The 26175-nt window shown below is 39.0% G+C and carries 20 protein-coding genes; 8 read left to right on the forward strand and 12 right to left on the reverse strand.

What is annotated here, in order from left to right; all coding sequences use genetic code 11:
* Positions 1-100: 100 nt before the first annotated feature.
* The 5 genes from IQ237_RS15300 to IQ237_RS15320 form a co-directional block, all read right to left on the reverse strand.
* Positions 101-2386, reverse strand: a complete 2286-nt coding sequence (locus IQ237_RS15300) for a hypothetical protein (RefSeq protein WP_194056607.1) — start codon at positions 2384-2386, stop codon at positions 101-103.
* 160 nt (positions 2387-2546) lie between these two features.
* Positions 2547-3422, reverse strand: coding sequence for a GTPase domain-containing protein (locus IQ237_RS15305; RefSeq protein ID WP_194056609.1), 876 nt, complete (start codon positions 3420-3422; stop codon positions 2547-2549).
* Positions 3415-4239, reverse strand: a complete 825-nt coding sequence (locus IQ237_RS15310) for an ATP-binding protein (protein WP_194056611.1) — start codon at positions 4237-4239, stop codon at positions 3415-3417. The genes IQ237_RS15305 and IQ237_RS15310 overlap by 8 nt, the downstream gene beginning before the upstream one ends.
* A gap of 62 nt (positions 4240-4301) precedes the next feature.
* Entirely contained in the window at positions 4302-5048 is a 747-nt protein-coding gene (locus IQ237_RS15315; RefSeq protein WP_194056613.1) for a hypothetical protein, read from the reverse strand.
* Positions 5049-5443: 395 nt separating this feature from the next.
* Positions 5444-5611 carry a hypothetical protein gene (locus tag IQ237_RS15320; RefSeq protein ID WP_228020335.1) on the reverse strand — a complete coding sequence of 56 codons (168 nt, stop codon included), beginning with the start codon at positions 5609-5611 and terminating at the stop codon, positions 5444-5446.
* A 22-nt stretch (positions 5612-5633) separates the two neighbouring features.
* On the opposite strand from IQ237_RS15320, the gene ilvD reads away from it, so the two are divergent.
* Complete coding sequence (gene ilvD, locus IQ237_RS15325) at positions 5634-7325, forward strand: dihydroxy-acid dehydratase (RefSeq protein ID WP_194056617.1); 1692 nt, start codon at positions 5634-5636, stop codon at positions 7323-7325.
* A gap of 347 nt (positions 7326-7672) precedes the next feature.
* Here ilvD and IQ237_RS15330 read toward each other — a convergent pair whose 3' ends face one another.
* From IQ237_RS15330 to IQ237_RS15345, 4 genes are all read right to left on the reverse strand, one after another.
* Positions 7673-8761: a hemolysin family protein gene (locus IQ237_RS15330; protein ID WP_194056619.1), complete on the reverse strand. Its 1089-nt coding sequence runs from the start codon at positions 8759-8761 to the stop codon at positions 7673-7675.
* Positions 8762-8988: 227 nt separating this feature from the next.
* Positions 8989-10365: an AtzE family amidohydrolase gene (locus tag IQ237_RS15335; RefSeq protein ID WP_194056621.1), complete on the reverse strand. Its 1377-nt coding sequence runs from the start codon at positions 10363-10365 to the stop codon at positions 8989-8991.
* Positions 10362-10550, reverse strand: coding sequence for a DUF4089 domain-containing protein (locus tag IQ237_RS15340; protein ID WP_194056623.1), 189 nt, complete (start codon positions 10548-10550; stop codon positions 10362-10364). Before IQ237_RS15340 ends, IQ237_RS15335 begins: the two co-directional genes overlap by 4 nt.
* A gap of 122 nt (positions 10551-10672) precedes the next feature.
* Positions 10673-12148, reverse strand: a complete 1476-nt coding sequence (locus IQ237_RS15345; RefSeq protein WP_194056625.1) for a thioredoxin-like domain-containing protein — start codon at positions 12146-12148, stop codon at positions 10673-10675.
* 151 nt (positions 12149-12299) lie between these two features.
* Between IQ237_RS15345 and glsA the strand changes: the two genes are divergently transcribed.
* Complete coding sequence (gene glsA / locus IQ237_RS15350; protein ID WP_194056627.1) at positions 12300-13214, forward strand: glutaminase A; 915 nt, start codon at positions 12300-12302, stop codon at positions 13212-13214.
* Here the strand turns inward: glsA and IQ237_RS15355 are convergent.
* Positions 13211-14932 (reverse strand): hypothetical protein, encoded by a 1722-nt coding sequence (locus IQ237_RS15355; protein ID WP_194056629.1) that lies wholly within the window; start codon positions 14930-14932, stop codon positions 13211-13213. The two genes, glsA and IQ237_RS15355, sit on opposite strands and share 4 nt — an antisense overlap.
* 622 nt (positions 14933-15554) lie before the next feature.
* Between IQ237_RS15355 and psaA the strand changes: the two genes are divergently transcribed.
* The 5 genes from psaA (at position 15555) to IQ237_RS15380 (ending at position 21641) form a co-directional block, all read left to right on the forward strand.
* Entirely contained in the window at positions 15555-17810 is a 2256-nt protein-coding gene (gene psaA, locus IQ237_RS15360; protein WP_137667720.1) for a photosystem I core protein PsaA, read from the forward strand.
* Between the two features lie 109 nt (positions 17811-17919).
* Positions 17920-20151 (forward strand): photosystem I core protein PsaB, encoded by a 2232-nt coding sequence (gene psaB / locus IQ237_RS15365; protein WP_194056631.1) that lies wholly within the window; start codon positions 17920-17922, stop codon positions 20149-20151.
* 176 nt (positions 20152-20327) lie between these two features.
* Complete coding sequence (locus IQ237_RS15370) at positions 20328-20711, forward strand: hypothetical protein (protein ID WP_194056633.1); 384 nt, start codon at positions 20328-20330, stop codon at positions 20709-20711.
* Between the two features lie 148 nt (positions 20712-20859).
* Entirely contained in the window at positions 20860-21150 is a 291-nt protein-coding gene (locus IQ237_RS15375) for a DUF1778 domain-containing protein (RefSeq protein WP_194056635.1), read from the forward strand.
* On the forward strand, positions 21147-21641 hold the full coding sequence (locus IQ237_RS15380) for a GNAT family N-acetyltransferase (RefSeq protein ID WP_194056637.1): 495 nt from the start codon (positions 21147-21149) through the stop codon (positions 21639-21641). Before IQ237_RS15375 ends, IQ237_RS15380 begins: the two co-directional genes overlap by 4 nt.
* A gap of 165 nt (positions 21642-21806) precedes the next feature.
* On the opposite strand, the gene IQ237_RS15385 is transcribed toward IQ237_RS15380, so the two are convergent.
* Positions 21807-22286: a hypothetical protein gene (locus IQ237_RS15385; RefSeq protein ID WP_190648959.1), complete on the reverse strand. Its 480-nt coding sequence runs from the start codon at positions 22284-22286 to the stop codon at positions 21807-21809.
* Between the two features lie 640 nt (positions 22287-22926).
* On the opposite strand from IQ237_RS15385, the gene pyk reads away from it, so the two are divergent.
* The gene (gene pyk / locus IQ237_RS15390; RefSeq protein WP_194056639.1) at positions 22927-24696 is read left to right on the forward strand and encodes a pyruvate kinase; all 1770 of its coding nucleotides are present in this window, start codon (positions 22927-22929) and stop codon (positions 24694-24696) included.
* Positions 24697-25206: 510 nt separating this feature from the next.
* Here the strand turns inward: pyk and crtR are convergent.
* On the reverse strand, positions 25207-26097 hold the full coding sequence (gene crtR / locus IQ237_RS15395) for a beta-carotene hydroxylase (RefSeq protein WP_194056641.1): 891 nt from the start codon (positions 26095-26097) through the stop codon (positions 25207-25209).
* Positions 26098-26175 lie beyond the last annotated feature (78 nt).

Raw genomic sequence — 26175 nt, forward strand, 5'->3', positions numbered from 1 at the left:
GGGTGGGGTAAAAGGGTAACACAAGCGATCGCACTCATTATTTGTAATCCTTGAAATACCCTCCTTAGTCCCCCTTTGTAAAGGATTTAGCATTGACTTTCTATTTAATATCTTCTGTCAACTTTTCATAAAGCTTAGAGTTTTTTACCTCAACAGTTTGGTTATTAGAATCCTCTTTCTTAGGACAGAAAATCCACAAGAAACATTTAGGTTTTTCACCATTATTAACTGCGATTTTTTGATATGGTATCTTGTTGTTAATTTGATAAATATAAATTGCTCTCACCCATTGCTGTTGAGTCGCTAAGTCTGTTGGTTCTTTATCAGGGGATAAATCCGCGTACTTAAGTTTAGGTTCTCTTTCTGATATTGATTTGTTTAAGATTTCCTCTAGCTTCCTTGAGACTTTTTCTTTTATCTGGTTTTGATCTACTGGTGTTGGTGTTGGTGTTGTTCGTGATCGTCGTGTTGGTGTTGGTGTTGATGTTGGTGTGTTAATTTTTTCCTCAACAACATCATTTACAATCGCTGGAATTAATGTCTTGATTTCATTAAAAGGATAAATGCCACTACCTGTCAATTTGTCATTATTTCGCAATATAACCTGACAGTCTTTGTTCTCTTGAGGATCGTTAAAAGTCTTACTACACAAAGATTTTTCAATATCAGTTGCACTAGTATAAGATTGCCAAGTTTTTGTACCGATAAACCAACCACTAACTAAGATTACTAGGGAAAGAGGAACAACCAATCCAAGTTTCATATCATACTCCACAATAAAAATAATAAAATCAAAGGCATGATCAATTAAATTCTTTTTTCGTACAAGACTTAAACCAAAAACAACAGATGAAGATCGGCGACGGTATGGTGCATCAGTTACTAGATCAAATAAATCTTTTTTGACTTCTCCCTCTTGGATTTGATAAAAATATGCAGCTAAATCATATTCTTTGAAATTTTCAAATAATTCAGCTAAAGGTTGATATCCTTCGATTATATAGAGTCTTTGTTGAATACCTTTCCAATTGTGTATTAACGTTTCCCAAATTTCCTTTTCACATTTCAAATTATTTTGCCATGAATCATTTTGAGTTTTAATTTGACTTTTAAGAACAGAATTTGGGTATAAGTTATTAGAATTAGAACAATGATCATGAATTAATTGTAAATCATATTTAATATCATTAAAAAATTCCTTTTGAGCATAAACCCAAGCACTACCTTCCATCGCTAACAACCAACTAAGGCTATCTACCGATATTGTCTTATTTAATAAATTAGGTAATAAATATCTAATTCCTGCTGAGAGTTGTTCTTTAGGAAATTCTTTCCGAATAGCTTTTTGAAACTCTAAAGACACTATTTGATTTTCATCAGGTTTTTTACCAGGTTGAATATTCAACCATGCCAAAAACTGCGGTAAAGTCTCTGGAATAACAATAGCTCTTAGTGTCATCAATCTTACCATTTGCGGACTATAAATTTTTTGCTTAACCGCTTTATCCGCACCTTGAGCATTAAATAAATTCTCCCAATATTCAGGAGTAACTTGCTCATTTTCTAACCCTTCAACTATTACCCCCACCGCTTCCGGTTTGACATTAGAACTATTCATTAAACTGCGAATAGCAGATTTTAACGCCGCTTCATCAACATTTATTGTAGACATAACCTGAGCAGTATTAGCAATAGCTCGTTTTAATCCATCATAAGCTTTTTGTGATGCTGGTTGAATTACTTGAAAACGTTCCGGTTTTACCAGTGCTTCTACATTAAACGCCCAAGATACAGGTAAACCATTTTTACATGAGTTAAATTTTTTAATGGCTAAGATGTTAAGAGTATATAAATCACGTGGCTTTTCTACTGGTAAAACTATCGGTTGTTGTTGTTCAAGTTGTTGTTGTGCAAATACTAAAGATTCATCTTCTTTTGTGAGATGACGTTGAGGAGTTTCTACCCTAAATAAATGAGGACTACCTTTAAAATCTAAAGGGTTAAATCTCGGTCTTTTATTTTGTTCCCACCAAGCTAATATAATCCATAAATTATCTTTTCCCTTACACAAAAAATAACGATAAAAAGCCGCACTGCGTCCCACTTCATCCTGTCCTCGTGTGACAACAGCCATCACAGACCAAGCATCATCACCACTTCCTACAACCCGCCCAATAATTGCCGGTTTTTCACTAGATGAACCTTCAGTTAAAGCAAATTCTTCATTAGCAATAGACCTTTCTACAACTGTAGGAATAGGGGTAGTAGCGTTCATATATTGTCCCGTAAAACCCAAGGACACCCAACCATTATCCCGTTTTTGAATGTGAATACCTGTACTAAATTCGTGAATTTCGATTTCGTGTTTATTATTTTGTAAATTCATGTTTTCTCTTTTTACCTTGATGTCAGAGGATGTTTAGAAAGTTGATTGAAAGACCTCTCTCCAAACCTCTCTCCTTGTAGGAGAGAGGCTTTGAATTTTCCGTTTTAGTTCCCTCTCCTAACAGGAGAGGGTAAGGGAGAGGTCAAAAAGCGATCTGCTTTCATACATGATCTAATTGTGGATGACGTGAACCTTTAGCCAGCCAATAAATGGGCGCAACTAAACCAAAAGGTCGCCACAGTTTAGGATTTTTAATTACTGCTCTCACTCCTCCTCTACTCCTATTTAATAAGTTAACATTTGGTTCGGGATATTTATTACCCAACATCCCAAAAGCCGAAGCTGTAAAAAATTCTATCTCTCCTCCTCCCATTTGTTGCCATGATTGCAATTTTCGGCAAACTTGGGGAAACCGCGCTGATGCTAAAAATCCTGGTTTATCTCGATTTACCCATAAATCAGATTGTTCACATTTATTCAAAACTAAGGCAATGCGCCGCTTACTGCCATTGATATCATTCCGATCCAGTGCTAACAACAATTTATCTAAACCATTGGCATATTCTAAGTCTTTTCGCCGACTACTACCATCAACTAAAAACATTATACCATTAGCTTGTAAACAATCTTCTAAATATTCCTCCAATTGGGGATTTTGACTTTGATGTAATAGGTCATCAAAAAATTCTCCTGAATAATCTTTAGAACTGATATTCAGGTTAAACAATGGAGAACCTATTTTTTTCTCTTTCAGACTTATTTGCAAAGTGCAATCTGGAAGGTGTGATATATTTTCTAACCTAGTTTTTTCTAATTCTAACCCTTGTTCTAAGATATTTTGAGCTTTAGCGATCAGGTCTTCTCCACCTTCATCTACAGCAGTTACAGCTTGCACTGGACTGTCAGGATCAGCATTTGGCCACCGTGCTAAAGAAGCCATATATGAGGTTTTTCCAGAAGCGCGATCGCCTATCACTCGCAACACTACACTACTTTGTAATGGGGGCTGATTTTGCTTTTTAAATAAATTAAGCATTTTCTTTCATCCTCTTACCTGTACTCAACCAATAGAGAGGGGAAATCATTCCATAGGGAGACCATTTTTCAGTCTCTCTTAAAACAGAATATCTGTCCTGTTTTCCTAATTCTTCTTTGCGATTTGGTCGCGGATCTTTACTGTGTAAAACCCCAAAGGTGGAAATAGCATAAAACTGTAAGTTTTTACTGGGAATATTGTCTTTTAAAAATGTCAGGGTGTCTGGAAAATGAATGGCAAATAAATCATTTTCTGGATCTAACCTACCAGGCCACAGTTCACCCCTTTCACATTTACTCATAGCTACGGCTAACCGTAAATCCTGCAATCTTTCTTGTTTATCCATTAAATCTATAAACCTTTTGAAAACTCGTTTATAAAATTTATCTGTTCCTTGTTTCCACTCAGTTAACAAAATCAAACACCCTTGAGTATCTTTACTTAAACACTCATTCATAAATTCTTCATGGAGTGGATCAGCAGATACATATTCTAAGTCTTTAAAAACTTCTCCTGGATAGTCTCGTACTGCTAAATTAATTTTCTCTGGTTTTTGCCATTTTCTTTCAATCTCAATCAAAAATGAGTAAACTTTTAAATCATCAATGGTTGTAACATATTTGATAGTAGGTTCTAAAGACGCGCCTTCTACAATAATATTTTCTGCCTTATCTGCTAGTTCTTTGGTTTCTTCATTTAATGCTTGAACTTTAAAATTTTTCTTTCTCCAAGCTGCTTTACTTGGTTGATAAGCCAAAGCTGCTAAATAAGTAGTTTTTCCTGAAGCCTGTGGTCCAATTATATGAATATTGCCCATGTTACACCTTTTTAATGATTTTTCAAATTTTTGTTATTTTCAAACATCTACATCATTTACACCTATTTAGCTAAAAAACTTCCCAAATAAATCCACGGTAATTCTAATAAACTCCGATGGTAAATAGATGTAATAAAACACCGCACAGAAGCGCCATCAATACCTTGATTTAATTTTTCTATCTGGGAATAAATCGGACGAAAATATTTTTGTAAAACATAACTATGTCGTTGTTGCCAATTCCAAGAATTACCATAAGGTTTATAAGCTAGTTTTGCCCCTTCTGTGGATAAATCACAAAATAAATCAGCTTTGTTGATACAAATAGCCAAATGTCTGACTTTTGGACATTGTTGATGAAAAAATGTTACCCATCTTTCAAAACGATTACACCATTGTTTTTGTGTGGGAAACTGTTCTACATCCACACCAGTTTGAAAACTCATCCCCCGATGGGGTGGAAGAATGAGTAATAGTCCTTCACTGTTGCGAATAGGATCTAAAAATTGAATCCACCGATCAGAATTATCTTTTTGCCAACTTTTCCGCCATACCTCGCCCCCTGTATCAATCCAATCTACTAAAACCTGCTTGTTTCCAGATGGTAATCGCACATTCATATTTAAGTTACGTTTGTATGGTGCTACTGCATCCGTGGGCTTGCCTTGGTAGTTTTCATCCAGCAATAACAATCTCAGATTGTCATAATCGAGATTACTAACTTTGACATATTCACCATCGGGGTTGGCTAACTCTAGTGCTAAGTGAGTCTTGCCTGTTGCGCGATCGCCTATGTATACTACTCCCACACAGATTACTTCGATAACACTATATATATTTGAATCTAATTATACGATAATAGTTGTGACACTGTTTTGATAAGAAGTATATTTTTTTGTATATTTTTTTGTATATTTTTTTGTATATTTTTTTGTATATTTTTTATTTTTTATTTTTTATGTAAGAGGTCTTTCAAAAAGTATAAAATGAAACTAATAATCTACAAAAACCTAACGTCTCTACAAGGGTTTCAGGTTATGCACATTGAATTACCACCAGATGTCTATTGAGTGCAAACTGAGTGAAAACAAAATGTCTGTATTCCTTACCTATTGCCCATTCCCTGTTCTCTGTCCTAACTATAAGATTTAACTATAAAATTTAACTATAAAATTTAACTATAAAATTTATTTTACACGACTACTTATTTGATACATAAATAATCACCAATGACTAATAAGCCAATCATTAATAAATCAATAACTAAGAAACTAATAACCAATGACCACTTTTTGAGAGAATAAATATCTACAAAATCTACAAAATCTACAAAACCTACAAAACATACAAAAATCGCCATCATAGCGATCATGGTACAGAAGGAATCAATAAAAATGGCAGAAAATTTAAGAAGTAAAGTAGTTACTCAAGGGGTGCAGCGATCGCCTAACCGGGCTATGTTACGGGCAGTTGGTTTCCAAGATGAAGATTTTAACAAAGCCATTGTCGGTATTGCCAATGGTTACAGCACCATCACCCCATGTAATATGGGGATTAACAAACTCGCCCAAAGAGCAGAAATTGGTGTCAGAGAAGCGGGTGCAATGCCCCAGATTTTCGGTACTATTACCATCAGTGATGGTATTTCAATGGGAACAGAAGGGATGAAATATTCCCTAGTTTCACGGGAAGTCATCGCCGATTCTATCGAAACCGCTTGTAGTGGGCAAAGTATGGACGGTGTGCTGGCCATTGGTGGTTGTGATAAAAATATGCCCGGTGCTATGTTGGCAATGGCACGCATGAACATCCCCGCCATATTTGTATATGGTGGCACAATCAAACCCGGAAAATATGACGGTCAAGACTTAACCGTTGTCAGTTCTTTTGAAGCTGTAGGTCAACACAGCGCCGGTAAAATTAACGAAGAAGAACTTTTAGCAGTAGAACGTAACGCTTGTCCCGGTGCTGGTTCTTGCGGAGGAATGTTTACAGCTAACACCATGTCCTCAGCCTTTGAAGCAATGGGCATGAGTATACCCTATTCCTCCACAATGGCGGCAGAAGATGAAGAAAAAGCCGAAAGTACCGCCAAATCAGCAGCCGTTTTAGTAGAAGCTATCCGTAAGCAAATATTACCCCGGCAAATTATCACCCGTAAATCTATAGAAAACGCCATTTCTGTAATTATGGCTGTGGGTGGTTCTACCAATGCAGTTTTACATTTTCTGGCGATCGCCCGTGCCGCAGGTGTAGAACTCACTTTAGACGACTTTGAAACCATTCGCGGCCGTGTTCCTGTCATCTGTGACTTAAAACCCAGTGGTAGATATGTAGCCACAGACTTACACAAAGCCGGTGGTATTCCCCAAGTCATGAAAATGCTCTTAGTTCATGGCCTGTTACATGGTGATTGTCTCACCATCTCAGGACAAACTGTAGCCGAAGTTTTAGCAGATATCCCTGACGAACCATCACCAGATCAAGATGTGATTCGTCCTTGGAATAACCCCATGTATGCTCAAGGACACCTAGCCATTCTCAAAGGCAACCTAGCTACTGAAGGTGCAGTTGCTAAAATTACCGGGGTGAAAAAACCAGCCATTACCGGACCTGCGAGAGTATTTGAATCAGAAGAATCTTGTTTAGATGCAATTTTGGCTAAGAAAATCAAAGCTGGGGATGTGGTAATTGTCCGTTACGAAGGACCAAAAGGCGGTCCAGGAATGCGGGAAATGCTCGCTCCCACCTCTGCTATTATTGGTGCAGGTTTAGGCGACTCCGTGGGTTTAATCACCGATGGGCGTTTTTCCGGTGGTACTTACGGGATGGTAGTTGGTCACGTCGCCCCAGAAGCCGCAGTTGGTGGTAATATTGCCTTGGTAGAAGAAGGCGATAGCATCACCATTGACGCTAATGCGCGGTTATTACAGATCAATGTATCTGATGAAGAATTAGCCCGTCGTCGTGCCAACTGGCAACCCCGTCCACCCCGCTATACTAAAGGTGTGTTAGCTAAATATGCCAAACTCGTAGCCTCTAGTAGTGTCGGCGCAGTTACAGATTTAGATTTATTCGCTAATTGACTTTTGCTGATTTCATAGTCTTTGACTTTTGAAGAGATGAGTTGGTTTTCAATCTCATCTCTTCAATTTAGTGAACAAATGCTAATTGGGGGTTGCTGAAAAAGTCTTGTCGTGAGGATAAAGGAGTTCAAGGATCAATACCTTCGTCAAAATCAAAAATATCTTGATTTGTAGGTTGGGTTGTTCGCGTTAGCGTTGCGAAGCAATGGAACGAAACCCAACAAATACGTTGAGTTTAATTTGGGTTTCACTTCGTTCAACCCAACCTACGGGAAAATGGCAAATGTTTAATTCCTGGATGTTAAATTTGTTCACGTAGCCTATTTGCAAAAATTTTGAATTTTAAATTAATTTGTGTTTCCTATTTTTAGATCATAGTTATCAGGTTTTTCCTTAACATAAAGAGTATTGATAGACTGCAACATTTTTGCTCGTTTCTTCCTAGCAATTTCTTGTAAATCGACGGTTTTATCAGTCTCATCTACAATTTCACCAGTTATTACCTCTAGCACATCTTCCAAAGTAATCACACCAGCAACACATCCATATTCATCTACTACCACTGCTAGATGTTCATGGGATTCTATAAAATTTTTGAGCAGTTTGTCAGCACGAATGATCTCAGGAACAAAGCGCACTTTTCTAGCTAAATCAGCAATTTTTCGTTCACCACTTCCTTCCACCATTGCTGTAAGTAAACTCTGTTTTAAAGCAAATCCCATCACTTGATCAATAGATTCATCAATAACAATAATTCGGGTATGTTGGGAAGCAATAATATCTGCTTTAGCCTCTGCCAAGGTAACATTACCACGTATATATGTCATCATGATCTGGGGTGTCATTAAATCAGATGCTGTCACATCATTTAATCTGAACACCCTCTGAATCATTTCTGCTTCATCACTTTGGATTATACCTTCTTGTTGACCAATATTTGCTAATAATTTGATTTCTGCTTCGTTGGTTGTTGGTCTTTTTATCCCTTGAGAAAAAGGTGCAGTGACATTTTCTAAAATCCAAACTAAGGGTGTAAAAGCCAGAGAAATTCCCGTTACAGGTATGGCTGTGAGTATAGCAATTTGTTCAGAATATCTCTCACCAATTGTCTTGGGTATAATTTCTCCAAAAATAATAATCAGAAAAGTTAATATTCCCGAAAATATACCAAGCCATCTATCTCCTAATACTTGAGTTGCAATACTACCTGTGATAATACTGCCAATAATGTTGAAAATATTATTGAGGATTACTATTGTGGCAATAGGCCGATTCATGTTTTCACGAATCGCTAGAAGTGCAACTGCGGCAGGTTTTTTTAATTCCGCTAATTGTCGAACTCTCAATGTTGGAACAGATAACAGCGCCGTTTCTGTAGCAGAACACAATGCTGAACCTAAAAGCAGTACAAAAACAGTAATTACTAGCTGTAACATATAATTTCCCAAGTTTGGGAATAGTATAGATGGTTGGAGTTAGCTAAAAGCTGAATCAGCTAATTAACTAATTTAAGCTTTAATGATTGTAACGCGATTTTGAAATTTCTCAATATAAAAATCTTATCCTATGCAGAAGCAAAAGAAGGGGTACTTATGATTTCATGACTTTTCATCAATGAGCAATTAGTTATTATTGTTGATATTTCAGCCTTTTTGCTTTGATATTAGGAACGTAAACCACCAGAAACAATACCCTGTGCTTCCAAAAATGCCGCAACTCGTAAAATTAAAGCTTCATTATAGGGTGCAGCTATTAATTGTACTCCTAAAGGTAGAGAATTTTTCTCCTTAATTGGTACTGATAAAACCGGTAAACCAATAAAAGACAATGGTTGAGTAAACAGCCCTAAATGTGGACGGACAATAATTTCTTCACCATCTAAAATCATCGTTTTTTGTCCAATTAATGGGGCATAAATTGGAGTTGTTGGGGCAATAATTATATCTACATTTTCAAATATTGCCCTCACTTGATCTCTATACCATCTTCTAAAACGTTGAGCTTGGATATACCAGGAATTAGGAATTAAAGCACCAGCTAAAAATCTATCTCGCGTTGCTGGATCAAAATCTTGCGGACGGGATTTTAATTTTTCTAAATGCAGATTTGCACCTTCACAAGCTGTAATTACAAACGCCGCAGCACGAGCTATTTCCGCTTCTGGTATTGTGACATATTCAGTCACATTTAAAGCATGAGCAACTTTTGCTACTGCTGCTAAAGCTGCTGGTTCTGCTTTTTGGGTAAAATAATCATCTGCGATCGCAATTTTAATCCCAGAAATATCATTATTTATTTGTGGTAAACATAAATCAATAGGACGTTTTGTACAAACCGGATCTTGCTCATCTTCACCTTGTAAAACATCAAATATTGTCGCAATATCTCTCACAGAAGTTGCAAAATGACCAATGTGATCTAAACTGCTAGAAAATAATTTTACACCTGCACGGGATAACCTGCCATAAGTAGGTTTAAAACCAAAAATACCACATAAAGCCGCAGGAACACGAATAGAACCATTCGTATCTGAACCTAAGGAAAAAGGAACTAAACCCCCAGCAACCGCAGCAGCAGAACCACCAGAAGAACCTCCCGCTATTCGTTGTAAGTCATAGGGGTTATAAGTAGTACCATAATGGGCGTTTTCAGTAACAAACCCATAAGCATATTCATCCATATTCAACGCACCCACTAACACCGCACCTGCTTTTTTCAACCTAGTAATAGCAGTTGCATCTTGGGTAGCGGTTGAATTTTCGGCGTTAATTTTTGCCCCTGCTAAAGTTGTTAAACCAGCAACATCAAATAAGTTTTTTACAGCAAAAGGTACACCAGCTAATATACCAGGATTTTTACCTTTAGCAATTTCTTGGTCAATATTTGCCGCATCTTTTAAAGCTGTTTCTGTGGTAATTTCGGTAAAACAGTTTAATTCCAGGTTTCTAGCAGCAATTTTTGCTAACGCTGTTTGAGTAACTTCGATGGCGCTAATTTTACCAGATAAGATATTTTTAGCTATGTTTACAGCGTCATTCATGGTTCAAATATGGGGGATATTTCAATTTCTTCTGGTAGGGGAAAATTATTTATTATTTCTGCTATGGTTGTGATGCTTTCAAAGTTTTTTATAACTCCTGGTTCATATTCTTGATTAATTTTTAGTTTTAGCAATAAGGAAGTTTGTTTGATGTATTCTTGGGTGTTAAATGTTTGATTTTTCATCTTTTTAACTAATCGCAGAGGCACAGAGGACACAGAGATAATTATAAAAATATAATTATATCATAATATTACTTTTTTTTAATCATCTATTTTGATGATTTTGATCTGCGTTTTTAAAAGTCTCACTCTCTAAAACACGCACCAGGCGCACATAAACCCAAAAATTCAATTTTCTTTACCTCTAAGTTATTCAAGTTAATTTTTTTAATAACATGATTATTTGTATCACAAATATAGAGACAATCTTGAAAATAACTTAAACCAGAAGGTTCATAAAAACTTTCATTTTCATCACTTAATAAAATTGTTTTACACTCTTCATTACTCAGATTTACAACTTTGATTTTATGATTATATGTATCGGCAATGAAAAGCTGATGATTAAAATATTCTACACCCAAACAATGCTGTAAACGCACATTCTCCCCTATTCCATCTTCATCACCAAAACCAAATAACATCCCACTACCGCAAATAGTTCTCACCTTAACATTTTCTGATATTTCTACACCACGAATAGAACTGGTTTCGCTATCAGCAATAAACAACTCTTTACCATTGGTAGTTATCCCACTAGGTTGAGCAAATGCACATTCTTGAAAACTACCATCTACACAACCTTCTGCACCAGTACCAGCATAAGTATGAATGGTATTTGTTAATAAATTCATTTGCCAAATTTGATGATTTCCAGCCATTGTAATAAAAATCAAATTACCTAATTTAACGAGATCCCAAGGTGAATTTAATTCTATTTCCAAAGCTTTACCACCATGAGGGTAGATAACATAACTTTGTTTACCTGTTCCTGCAATAGTTTCTACTATTTGTTTTTGCAGATCAATTTTTCTTAAAAGATGATTTTCTGTATCAGCAACATAGAGAATTTTACTGTCAATATCATAAGTCATTCCTTGAGGTGCAGAAAATTCACAACTTTGAAAATTACCATCTTTAAAACCCCGCTTTCCTGTCCCTATAACATGAATCACTTCCCCTTCTAAGGTACTCATAATTATCCGATGATGTCCAGAGTCAGCAATAAATAAACCATCCGAAGTTGCTAACACATTACCAGGAAAAGCCAAAGGTGTAAATTGTTGATCTTGTTTTTCCAAAGTAAATTCTAATCTTTGGAAATTGAAATGATTTTGATTTTCCTGTAAAAGCTGAATTATCAGATTTTCAATAGTTGTTAAATGTCCTTCACCGGAAAATTGTCCTCTTATATATCCTTGAGTATCAATAATAATTAAAGTAGGCCAAGCTTTGATAGTATAATGTTCCCAAACGCGAAAATCACTATCAACTAAAATCGGGTGTTCAATGTCATAACGCAATATTGCTTGACGGACATTTTCAATTTCTTTCTCATTGTCAAATTTACCAGAGTGAACACCAATAACTGTTAGACTATCTTGATATTGACGTTCTAAATATTTTAAGTCTGGTAATATGTGCAAACAGTTAATACAGCAGTATGTCCAAAAGTCTAAAATAATTATTTTACCCTTGAGTGCTTTTAGAGATAAAGGTTTATCTGTATTTAACCAAGGGTAATTTTCTGGTAATTCTGGCGCTCTAACACAAGGAGTCATACTAATTTATAATTTATAATTTATAATTCATAATTTATCATTAAACGAGTTAGATTTTGTCTAGGTTTTCAGGTTTAGGTTTTTTGCATGGACTGTTAAAAGTGATACAATCGAAAATTGTATATTTTAAATTTAGGCTAATATCAAGGTTTTGGGTAAACTCGAAGACATCAATATAAATCATTTATCTCTCTGGGTTCAACAAGCGAAAACCCTAGCAGCACAAGGAAGTGTTATTCAACGCATCCCCATTTTATCTGTAGCTAACCCTTATTGGTTTGCTGTTCATATCTGCTGTCAGTCAGGAGAAAATTACACTTTGGGAGATAACGCTTGTATATTTCCTTTGATGAGTGTTATTAAACCTTTTTCTTTCCTATATCTGTTGGAACATTTAGGAACGGAAAATGTTTTAAACTGGGTTGGTGTTGAACCTTCAGCAATGCCTTTTAATTCTTTAGAACAGTTAATGACTGATAGTGGAAAACCCCGCAACCCGATGATTAATAGTGGTGCTATTACTTTAGCTGATAAGTTACCAGGTAAAAATGGAAATCATCGCACTCAGTTGTTTTGTCAGTGGTTGAATAAATTAGCAGGTAGTCAACTATATTTAGATTTAGAAATGTTGGCTTCTGTGCGTGCTACTCGTTCTCAGATAAATGTGGCGATCGCTCAATATCTCTACCAAACTCAACACATTGAAAATATTGAATTGGCTCTTGACACTTACGAGCAAATATGCTGTATTTCTGGCACGGTGGAAGATTTAGCGAAATTAGGAAAACTCCTAGCTTGTGCAAGCAGTTTCATAAGTTCCCAACATCGCCAAATTGTTAACGCTGTAATGTTAACTTGTGGACTATATGAAGCTTCTCCTCAATATGCAGTCAAAATTGGTTTACCCATGAAATCGGGTATTAGTGGAGCATTGATCACAATAGTACCAGATAAAGGAGCTATAGCCAGCTACAGTCCTGCTTTAGATAGTATAGGCAATTCTGTAGCTGGTCTGACCTTGATGGAAACTTTATCCCAAAATTTGCAACTGAGTATTTTTAGTTAATTGTTTTCTTCGGGTTTAATTACATTTCGATTCTTAAAATACTCACTTAATCTGTTTAATCCCGTTTTTTCTGTTGTTTCTGGTTTCAACTCCTCTGTTTCTAATGAGTCAGCGGGTGTTTTACGAATTTCAATTTCAGGAATAGGGGTTTTTTCTACTTTGGGTTCTACCTGTTGTTGAAGAGTAGGAGAAACTTCAATTTCTGGAACTACAGGTTTTTCCGTCTTGGGTTCTACTTTGGGTTCTACTTTGGGTTGAGGAGTAGGAGAAACTTCAATTTCCGGAACTACAGGTTTTTCCGTTTTGGGTTCTACTTTGGGTTCTACTTTGGGTTGAGGAGTAGGAGAAACTTCAATTTCCGGAACTACAGGTTTTTCCGTTTTGGGTTCTACTTTGGGTTGAGGAGTAGGAGAAACTTCAATTTCCGGAACTACAGGTTTTTCCGTCTTGGGTTCTACTTTGGGTTCTGCTTTGGGTTGAGGAATAGGAGAAACTTCAATTTCTGGAATAGGAGTTGTTTCTACTTTGGGTTCTACTTTGGGTTCTACTTTGGGTTGAGGAATAGGAGAAACTTCAATTTCTGGAATAGGAGTTGTTTCTACTTTGGGTTCTACTTTGGGTTGAGGAATAGGAGAAACTTCAATTTCTGGAACTGTTGGTTTTTCCCTATTGGGTTCTACCTGTGGTTGAGGTGGTGTTATTTCGACTTTGGGCGTTACAGTAGGTGTAGGTTCAGTAACAGGAATCTCAACTGTGTAATTTGGATCTACAATACCACGCACTTCATCAGCCGTGAGTTCCCCTCTTACCATTTTTGAGAGAGTATCTTTACCACCCGGTTGGTAATTAATCACTCTTACTGTACTATTAAAGACATTTTTTACTGGGTTGCCTTGGTTATCGAGAAATTCTAGTTCTACCCAGTTTTTACCAGGTTTAAACCCTTTGAGGTAGACTGTTTGCCAGCGGTCAAAAATAAAACTTTCACCATTAATTGTGCAACGAATACGCCAATCGCTCAATGTGTCTTCAGGATGATCTTCAGCCATAAGATGCAAAGGCGCGTTAGTTAGGTAAAAATCCAACATAATTGGTTCTGCACCATAACTACCATTAGGACGACTATAGGTGAGAAGAGGTAAATTAGGGTCAGGGTTGTTATCGTCCGTTTTCGTAAAGACGTGAAATGTGGTTTGGGCATAAGCACCTTCATTTTTAAAGCTTTCATGCCAAGGACGAGACGCAAATACACGCAAAGTATGAGTACCTGCGGACAAGTCTGAGAAAACTAAAGGCTTATTTAAGTCATAAACAGCTATATAAGGTTGATTGTCAAGAATTACGTGCAGATGTGGTCCTAGTTGCCATTTGGGATCTTTAAAAATTTGTAAGTCCTTAACCTGAAAACTGACTGTAACAGTATTATCTTCAATGATCTCATCTGCTGTAGGCGTAAGTATTGTTACTTGTGGTTGATAACTTTCCAAATCTCCTCGTAGTTCTTGTATTAGCTCTGGAGGAGCAGCTTCTGAAAAGTTACGAGCAACTTGGGCAATTTCAGCAACTGGTTTTTGATTATTAATAGATACATTTTTTCCACTAGCTTTATCAGCACAACTACTTAAACATAAAACCAGCACCAAAGTCAATAGCCACTTAAAGATAGGTAAACTATTTTTTGATGTTTCATAAAAAGCTTGATGTTGCTTATATTTCATGCTGTTATACCTATGATTTTATTCAGCAAAATTTATTAACTACACTTTACACCCTACACCCCAGATACCATGAACCCAGACTGGAATATACAGCAAATTGCAGGTTACTTAGTTACAAATTTGCATCAAAAAGCCTTACATATCAATGGTTATGCTGCTGCAAGCTGACTGCTGAAAACGGCAAGCTGTTGTAACTTTGTGATTTACAGAAAATTTGGTTCATATCTTTACATAAAGATGAAAAATATGAAAATTAAGTAATATTTATCACTAAATTTACAGATTTAAATTTCAGCATAAGCAACATATTCAGTTCCAAAATTATGATTTACGGCAGGATTGAAGATTAAGCATAAGTTTTAAGAATTGTTATAGTTTGTAAATTTAATAGAAAAAGTATTGACTTTTTTACAATAGCTTTGAATATAAAAAGGCAGATATGACAATAAATCTGGCGATTTTGAATTATTGTTAAAATGTCTCCAACAAAGTACAAGTACAGACTCTATAATTCAACAGAAACAACAAATCCACAGGTCCCCAAAAAACAACTGGGGACAAAGAGTGAAATTCACTCTGTGGTGTACATGATTCCTCATTCCCTATTCACAGAGGAGGTCGAATGACGATTAGTCCTCCGGAGCGAGAGGAGAAAAAAGCAAGAGTCATCGTTGATAACGATCCTGTACCCACCTCATTTGAGAAATGGGCAAAACCAGGACACTTCGACAGAACCTTAGCTAAAGGACCAAAAACCACCACCTGGATTTGGGACCTGCACGCCCTCGCCCATGACTTCGATACACATACAAGCGACTTAGAAGACATTTCTCGCAAAATCTTCTCCGCCCACTTTGGCCACTTGGCTGTAGTGACGATTTGGTTAAGCGGAATGTTATTCCACGGCGCTAAGTTCTCCAACTATGAAGCTTGGCTGGCTGATCCATTAGGAGTCAAGCCCAGCGCCCAAACAGTTTGGCCTATTGTGGGACAAGATATTTTAAACGGTGATATGGGCGGTGGTTTCCACGGCATTCAAATCACCTCTGGCTTGTTCCAAGTATGGCGTGGCTGGGGTATCACTAGCTCCTTCCAACTATACGTAACTGCCATTGGCGGCTTAGTATTAGCGGGCTTGTTCCTGTTCGCTGGTTGGTTCCATTACCACAAACGCGCTCCCAAACTGGAATGGTTCCAGAACGTGGAGTCAATGTTGAATCACCACCTATCAGTATTGCTAGGTTGCGGTTCTTTGGGATGGACAGGTCACTTAATCCATGTGTCCGCACCAGTTAACAAGCTATTAGACGCTGGTGTTGCCATTAAGGACATCCCCTTGCCCCATGAGTTCATTTTGAACAAAGACTTAATCACAGAGTTGTATCCCAGCTTTGCTAGTGGTTTAGCACCTTTCTTCACCTTGAACTGGGGAACTTATGCTGACATTCTGACCTTCAAAGGCGGATTGAACCCAGTAACAGGCGGTTTGTGGATGACTGACATTGCTCATCACCACTTGGCGATCGCTGTACTGTTCATCATTGCCGGTCATATGTACCGCACCAACTGGGGTATCGGTCACAGCATCAAAGATATCCTAGAAAACCACAAAGGTCCTTTCACAGGCGAAGGCCACAAAGGACTTTATGAAAACTTGACCACCTCTTGGCACGCTCAGTTGGCTACCAACCTGGCCTTCTTGGGTTCCTTGACAATCATCATCGCGCATCATATGTACGCGATGCCCCCCTATCCTTATTTGGCAACTGACTACGCTACTCAGTTGTGTATCTTCACTCACCATATTTGGATCGGTGGCTTCTTGATTGTGGGTGGTGCTGCTCACGCAGCGATCTTCATGGTGCGTGATTATGATCCCGTTGTTAACCAAAACAACGTATTGGATCGCGTGATTCGTCACCGTGATGCTATCATCTCTCACTTAAACTGGGTTTGTATTTTCCTCGGCTTCCACAGCTTTGGTTTGTACATCCACAACGACACAATGCGAGCATTGGGTCGTCCCCAAGATATGTTCTCTGATGCTGCAATTCAATTGCAACCAGTGTTTGCTCAGTGGGTACAAAACCTACACCACTTAGCACCAGGAACAACCGCACCTAACGCTCTAGAAGCAGTAAGTTATGTGTTTGGCGGTGGTGTGTTAGCTGTAGGCGGAAAAGTAGCTGCTGCTGCAATTCCTTTAGGTACAGCCGACTTCATGATTCACCACATTCACGCCTTCACCATTCACGTGACGGTGCTGATTCTGCTTAAAGGTGTACTGTACGCTCGCAGTTCTCGTTTGATTCCAGACAAAGCTAACTTAGGCTTCCGCTTCCCTTGCGACGGTCCAGGCCGTGGTGGTACTTGCCAAGTTTCAGGTTGGGACCATGTATTCTTGGGACTGTTCTGGATGTATAACTCCTTGTCAATTGTAATTTTCCACTTCAGTTGGAAAATGCAGTCTGATGTATGGGGTACAGTAGATGATGGTGTGGTAAGTCATATCACAGGTGACAACTTTGCACAAAGTGCGATCACCATCAATGGTTGGTTACGTGACTTCCTGTGGGCGCAAGCTACACAAGTAATCAACTCCTACGGTAGTGAACTGTCCGCTTACGGACTCATGTTCTTAGGCGCTCACTTCGTTTGGGCATTCAGCTTAATGTTCCTGTTCAGTGGTCGTGGCTACTGGCAAGAATTAATTGAGTCTATCGTCTGGGCGCATAATAAACTGAAAGTAGCTCCTACTATTCAACCCCGTGCATTGAGCATCACTCAAGGTCGGGCAGTAGGTGTAGCTCACTATCTACTTGGAGGAATAGCTACTACTTGGGCATTCTTCCACGCACACATCCTTTCAGTAGGTTAAAAAATTTCAGTGAATATTTTGGGTTTTGGATCAATCTCCAACCCAAAATCCAAAATTTCACTGGTAGCAGTGATAGCAATGGCTAAAGGTCAGAGGAATCATCAACCCTATGGCAACAAAATTTCCAAAATTTAGCCAGGATCTCGCACAGGACCCAACTACGCGGCGCATTTGGTATGCGATCGCAATGGGCAATGACTTTGAGAGCCACGATGGCATGACAGAAGAAAATCTTTACCAAAAGATTTTCGCCACTCACTTCGGTCACTTGGCAATCATTTTCTTGTGGGCTTCCAGCCTCCTGTTCCACGTAGCCTGGCAAGGTAACTTTGAACAGTGGATTAAAGATCCCCTTCATGTCCGTCCTATCGCCCATGCGATTTGGGACCCCCACTTCGGCGCACCAGCAGTTGACGCTTTCACCCAAGGTGGCGCAAGCAATCCTGTAAACATTGCTTACTCCGGTGTTTACCACTGGTGGTACACCATCGGGATGCGGACAAACCAAGAACTGTATGTAGGTTCTTTGGGCTTGTTGCTGTTGGCTGCATTGTTCCTGTTCGCTGGTTGGTTGCACTTACAACCCAAGTTCCGTCCTAGCCTCTCTTGGTTCAAGAGTGCTGAACCCCGTCTGAACCACCACCTGGCTGGTTTGTTCGGTGTTAGCTCCTTAGCTTGGACTGGTCACTTGGTTCACGTTGCTATCCCCGAATCTCGTGGTATCCACGTAGGCTGGGATAACTTCCTGTCCGTTGCTCCCCACCCAGCAGGCTTAACCCCCTTCTTCACTGGTAACTGGGGTGTTTACGCTCAGAACCCTGACACCGCTGGCCATCTTTTTGGTACTTCCACTGGTGCTGGTACTGCGATCCTCACCTTCTTGGGCGGTTTCCACCCCCAAACAGAATCCTTGTGGTTGACTGACATGGCTCACCACCACTTGGCGATCGCTGTTATCTTCATCATCGCTGGTCATATGTACCGCACTAACTTCGGAATTGGTCACAGCATCAAAGAAATGCTCAACTCCAAGTCCGGTTTAGTTCCCGGTAGCAAGAGCGAAGGTCAGTTTAACCTGCCCCACCAAGGTTTGTACGATACCATCAACAACTCCTTACACTTCCAATTGTCTTTGGCTTTGGCTGCGTTAGGAACAATTACTTCCTTGGTTGCTCAACATATGTACGCTCTGCCTCCTTATGCTTTCATTGCTAAGGACTACACCACACAGGCAGCACTGTACACCCACCACCAGTACATCGCTGGTTTCTTAATGGTTGGTGCTTTTGCACACGCCGCAATCTTCTGGGTTCGTGACTACGATCCCGAACAAAACAAAGGCAACGTATTAGACCGGATGTTACAGCACAAAGAGGCGATCATCTCTCACCTCAGCTGGGTATCCTTATTCCTTGGTTTCCACACCTTGGGCTTGTACGTTCACAACGACGTAGTAGTTGCTTTCGGTACTCCTGAAAAGCAAATCTTGATTGAACCAGTATTTGCTCAGTTCATTCAAGCGGCTCACGGTAAAGTTCTCTACGGTTTAGACACCTTGTTGTCTAACCCTGACAGCATAGCTTACACCGCCTACCCCAACTACGGTAACGTTTGGTTATCTGGCTGGTTAGATGCTATCAACTCTGGAACAAACTCCTTGTTCCTAACCATTGGTCCTGGCGACTTCTTGGTTCACCACGCTTTCGCTTTGGCTATCCACACCACCACCTTGGTACTTGTTAAAGGTGCTTTGGATGCTCGTGGTTCTAAACTGATGCCCGATAAAAAGGACTTCGGTTATGCGTTCCCCTGCGACGGTCCTGGCCGTGGCGGTACTTGCGATATCTCCGCTTGGGATGCTTTCTACCTGTCTATGTTCTGGATGTTAAACACCATTGGTTGGGTAACTTTCTACTGGCACTGGAAACATCTGGGTATTTGGCAAGGTAACGTTGCTCAGTTCAACGAAAACTCCACCTACTTAATGGGTTGGTTCCGTGACTACCTCTGGGCTAACTCCGCTCAGTTGATCAACGGTTACAATGCCTACGGCATGAACAACCTGTCTGTTTGGGCTTGGATGTTCCTCTTCGGACACCTAGTTTGGGCAACCGGTTTCATGTTCCTCATCTCTTGGAGAGGTTACTGGCAAGAGTTGATCGAAACCTTGGTTTGGGCGCACGAGCGTACTCCTCTAGCTAACTTGGTTCGCTGGAAAGATAAGCCCGTTGCTCTCTCCATCGTTCAAGCTCGTGTGGTTGGTTTAGCTCACTTCACCGTTGGCTACATCGTCACCTACGCAGCGTTCCTCATTGCTTCTACTGCTGGTAAGTTCGGTTGATCCTGACTGCTGGTTTTAGGTAAGTAACAAAAAAATCCCCTGCCGCAAGGTGGGGGATTTTTTATGGGCGGGCAAGATGCCCACCCTTTGTGACAAAAACACTTTATAATTTGTTGTATAAAAAAAATGTTATAGATGTTACCATGTATTAATATGAAGATAATACTACATTGGTTATGACTCAACTATCTTCAGAATGGAATAATGAGGCTTACGTCTCTTTACATCTCGTTCAAGAGATGCTGCGTATGGCAGGTTTACCTCCCCGCAGTAGCTATTCTCATTGGTATCCAGAGTATAAAGTTAAAGTTTCCAGGTTTAACAACAATGGTTTGATAGAGGAGACTATCAAAAAAGTTGATTTTTTAGTGGAGGATATAGGCAGATATATAAATTTTTTAGTAGAGGTAAAAACAGCTAATACTCGTATTGATGACAATGCCCGTGTTCAATTAGAAACATATCTCAAACACTCAAACACAAGATATGTTTTATTGATTGATCCTTTTGTACTGGAAATATACGAGTATAAAGTAAATTTAATTTATCAGGTTATCTAAGAGGATGTTTTAAAAGTTTTGGGTTAGGTAGTGCGATCGCAAAACCTTTATTCACAGATGGTCATTTTTTTACAAAATGCTGTAATGTCGTTGTCATTACAACATGGTAAAATAGTCTCATCACAAATTAAACTCAAAAACATCAACCATGACCAACAAAACAAAAACCAAAACTCCACGCAACACCCTCAACTTACGCATTAAGCCAGAAGAACGTGATTTGATAGATATGGCTGCCAAAGTGCTAGGTAAAAATAGAACTGATTTTATTTTGGCAGCAGCGCGAAATGCAGCCGAAGAAACTTTACTGGAACGAACTATTTTTTGGGCTACTCCAGAAGCTTATGCAGAATTTATTGCCTTGCTCGATGCACCTCCTCAAGCTAATGAACGTTTACGTAAAACCATGCAAACAACTCCCCCTTGGGAACAGAAATGAATTTCACACCCCCTGAACCCTTGGCTAGTCATCACTCCTGTACTGATTTTTCCTGTGGAATTGCCTCTCTTGATGATTGGTTAAAACGTCGAGCTTATGCAAATCAAGTCAGTGGTGCAACTAGAACTTTTGTGATTTGCGCGGATAATAAAGTTATTGGATATTATGCTCTTGCTTCTGGAGCGATTAGTGTACAATCTGCTGTAGGTAAATTTCGACGAAATATGCCTGACCCCATTCCAGTAGTAATTTTGGCACGATTAGCAATAGATAGCTCTTTTCAAGGTCAAGGGTTAGGACGTGCTTTATTTCGTGATGCTGCTTTACGAGTTCTTCAAGCGGCTGACACAATTGGCATTAGAGGAATTATTGTTCATGCAATTTCTGAAGAAGCTAAGGATTTTTATTTGGCTTTAGGTTTTAATTTGTCTCCCCTCGAACCGATGACATTGATGATTACTCTTAATGATCTACGTGATTGTATTGTTTAGCAATTAATCACAAATGTAAAACTTTTGCCCAAGAGCCAAAAAATAACCCAAAATATACAATATTTTGGGTGGAAGGTTTAAAATATCTTTAAATTCCTACTGATTATAAATTAATTGCCCAAAATGGTCAAATATCTCCCCACAGGAGGGGTAAAAAATCAAAAATCATTGCGATTGACTACAGTATTCATTTAACTGATTCCCAAAGGTATCTGATTCTTTACCAGCACTTTTAGCTGCTGCTGTTAATGCTGAGTCAATATCTGTTCTGGCCTTTTGGATTTTTACCCTACCTGCTGTAGAAGCTTCTGCTGTTTTAGTTGTACCCAGAGCATTAGCAGCTTTAGCGATCGCTTGACTGAGATTATCAAAAACTTTCGCAAAACTACTTTGAAATTCTTGGAGTTTGGGATCTGCTAATCTTAATTCTTGAATTGATTTAGTGACATTTTGCAAATCTTTGGAGAGTTGCAAGCTAGTTGTTACTTGTGTTCCTTTATTGTTATCAATCAAAGAAGTCCCTTGATTCACAACTTTAACCAATCGTTGACACTGAGAGATTTTACTCTCATTACAACCAGTCATCAACAAAGCAATACTTAGGCTCACAGGAGCAATTACTGTATACTTACGCACGATTAATATGAATATGCTACAAGTAGTAAAAACCCATTCAGGGTAATCCAATTCTACACCCAAAATAAAAACCACTCTTAATTGAGTGGCTTTTTGAAAAATTATTGATACATCCTTACTAATGCGGATTTTATGAACACAGAAAAACCACCCATGATTAATGAAAGGGTGATGATGTTGGTAACGCTATTGACTATTTTGAGGCCAACTGAACTTTAGCTGCTAATTGGGGGTTTGCTGCGCGGGAAAAGCTCAACGAGATTAAATCAGAAATGAAGCTGATCAGACAGGAAGTGATTGCTGCTAATCAAATCCAAGATTACAGGTTAGACAAGCTGGAAGCGTCCATCAGGTCTGTGGAGAAGTAAAATTAACTCTGACTTGTCTATGACTTAATCCTGAGTTATATCTGGCTTTTTTATGGGGATTCTGTATAGTAAGATTTAACCGGAGTCTTGCTGATTAGGGGAAGTGGTTTGAGGAGATTTTTCTATAAAGTTACTAACTGTACGAAATCAAATCTATACTTCACCCCCACTTTCACTGCTTTTGATATTAATTGACATTGATATAGCAGTGACTGAAAAGAATTGACTGCTTAATTTACCATTATTTCCCAGATAGATCCAAAAAATCCTGAAATCCGCCCATGACGCAATTAAGAGATTCTCTGCGCCGAACCAAAATTGTTGCTACTGTTGGACCTGCTACCAGTAGTCCAGAAATGCTGAAAGCAATTATTGAAGCGGGTGCAACGACGCTGCGATTAAATTTTTCCCACGGCACTCATGCTGACCATCAGCGCAGTATCCGGTTAATTAGACAAACCGCTTTTGAACTGAATAGACCTGTAGCAATTTTACAAGATTTGCAGGGTCCAAAAATTCGCTTGGGACAATTTGAAAATGGTTTTATCATGTTGTCTAAGGGCGATCGCTTCACTTTAACAAACCGCCCAGTGGTAGGAACTCAAGAAATTAGCTGCGTTACCTACGATTATTTAGCAGAAGAAGTCCCCGTCGGTTCCAAAATTCTCCTCGATGACGGCCGGGTAGAAATGGTTGTTGAGGAAATTAACCGCGATAAAGGCGATTTACATTGTCGGGTTACAGTTGCAGGTAAACTTTCCAACAACAAAGGCGTTAATTTTCCGGGAGTTTACTTATCCATCAAAGCCATGACCGACAAAGACCGCGAGGATCTGATGTTTGGTCTAGATCAGGGTGTGGACTGGGTAGCACTGTCTTTTGTTCGTAACCCCCAGGATATTATCGAAATTAAAGAGTTAATTACCAGTACCGGGAAAAACGTTCCTGTAGTTGCCAAAATTGAAAAACACGAAGCGATAGAACAAATGGAAGCGGTTCTGTCTTTGTGTGATGGGGTGATGGTAGCTAGAGGCGATTTAGGGGTAGAATTGCCCGCAGAAGATGTACCTGTATTGCAAAAGCGGTTAATTGCTACTGCTAACCGTTTGGGTATTCCCATCATCACCGCTACCCAAATGTTAGATAGCATGGTCAGCAACCCCCGTCCTACCCGTGCAGAAGTATCCGATGTGGCTAACGCGATTTTAGATGGTACGGATGCGGTGATGCTTTCCAATGAAACTGCTGTAGGTAGTTACCCAGTGGAAGCGGTAGCAACTATGGCGAGAATTGCTGAACGCATTGAACAGGAAGAAGCAGAACATCCTTCCCGTTTGACGCGAGATGATAAACGTTCTATTCCTAATGCTATCAGTCAAGCAGTTGGTCAAATTGCTGAGAATTTAGGTGCAGCAGCAATTATGACTTTGACACAAACGGGAGCAACTGCGCGGAATGTTTCTAAATACCGTCCGAAAACGCCAATTTTAGCCATCACACCCCATGTCAATGTGGCGCGACAGTTGCAGATGGTTTGGGGTGTAAAACCGTTGTTGGTGTTAGATTTACCTTCCACTGGTCAAACCTTCCAAGCTGCTATTAATGTAGCCCAGGAAAAAAACCTGTTGAGTGAGGGTGATTTGGTGGTGATGACTGCTGGTACACTGCAAGGTGTTTCTGGGTCTACAGATTTGATTAAAGTGGAAGTGGTGACAGCGGTACTAGGTCAAGGTATTGGTTTAGGACAAGGTTCTGTCAGTGGCCGCGCTAGGGTTGTACGTACTGGTATAGATGCGACTCATTTTAATCATGGTGATATTTTGGTGGCATCGAGTACAGGCGTTGATTTTGTTGATGCGATTCGCAAGGCTAGTGGTATTATTACTGAAGATGAAAGTCTCAATAGTCATGCAGCGGTGATTGGTTTACGTCTTGGTGTACCTGTTATTGTTGGTGTGAAGGAAGCGACGCAGGTAATAAAAGATGGGTCAATTTTGACTTTGGATATGCAGCGGGGTTTGGTTTATTCTGGTGCAGTGGGAACACCGTAAACAATTAAAAATTGAAAATTGAAAATTAAAACCCAACAATTATCTGTTTTAATTTTTAATTTTTACCGCTTTTTTGCAACTTTTTGTTGTGGCAATTTGACTGATTTATAAATCTGACGATGAGGAATTTGAGAGTTAGCAAATGCTAGGTTGAAGATTCTGTTTTTATCGTCAGATTCATTTTAATAATTAGGGTTTGCTGAAAAAGTCTTTCCTTGAAGATTAAGGATTTCAAGGAGTCAGGAGTTCAAGGATATCAAGGAGTTTTTTGTATTTGGAAACGAGGTAAAAACCAACAAAGTGCAAGGTTTTCCTACTCATAGTTTCCAAAACCTTCCACCTATTTTCTTTGTTATCACCCTCAAACTCTTTATTCATCGTGGTTTTCAGTTTATTCAGCAAACCCTAATTAAATAAATTGTCTGAATCAGGATGTTATTGAGAAAAATCAACATTGAATTTATTTATATTAGTGGGTTAAACAGTCGTTAACCCACCTTAAAAATTTACCTATTCTTTGTGGTGATGAAAGCGAATACCTATGAAAATATCATAGACAAACTCAAAGAAGTCCTTTTTCTGCAATAACCCTGAAGTCTGAGGACTACCTTTTTCATCTAACAGCGGTTTCATCAAATAGTAAGTGGGTTGGTAATTATACCAAGGAATTGAAGGCCACAAATGATGAATGAGGTGGTAATTCTGTCCTAAAATCAGGATGTTGAGAATTTTACCAGGATATACGCGGGCATTTTTCCAGCGATCGCGCTCAACAAAGGGACGATGGGGTAAATAATCAAAAAATAACCCTAGTCCTATTCCCACTATAAACGCTGGAATAAACCAAAAATTGAGAATATAGCCCAAAAAGTGATATTGGACGGAAATATAAACAATAGAAACTACAATCAAACGGCTAATAAACCATTCTAGTAGCTCATATTTGCGCCACAATCGCCGTTGAAAGAAAAATACTTCATGGTACAAAAACCGCACTGCTATCAACCACAATGGACCACCTGTAGAAACATAATGATCTGGGTCGTCTTTGGGGTGATTGACGTTACCATGATGCTGAAGATGTACTCGTGTAAATACTGGAAAAGCAAAAGCCAAAATCAGGGCGCTACCATGCCCTAACATCGCATTAATCACCCGGTTACGATGGGCGGACTGATGACAAGCATCATGAATAATCGTCCCAGAACAGTGTAAAGCCAGAGTGTTAATGCTAAAACATAGCCAATGCGGCCATTCCCATACCCAGTAACCAAAGTTGGAAAATACCAACATTGTCACTACTGCAAAAAATAGCAGCATTGTGGGATTAAAATCCCCAGGAGGTGCTAAAAGTTCTTTGGGCGGGATTGTCAGCGGCTTTTGTGCCTCCGACGTAAGCATTATTAACTCCTTTTGTGTCAAATATTAAAAATATACGACAATTCTTAGTAAAAAGTAAACTTATGTTAATTTCATAGT

Origin of the sequence: Sphaerospermopsis sp. LEGE 08334 (assembly GCF_015207205.1) — a bacterium.
Classification (GTDB): domain Bacteria; phylum Cyanobacteriota; class Cyanobacteriia; order Cyanobacteriales; family Nostocaceae; genus Sphaerospermopsis.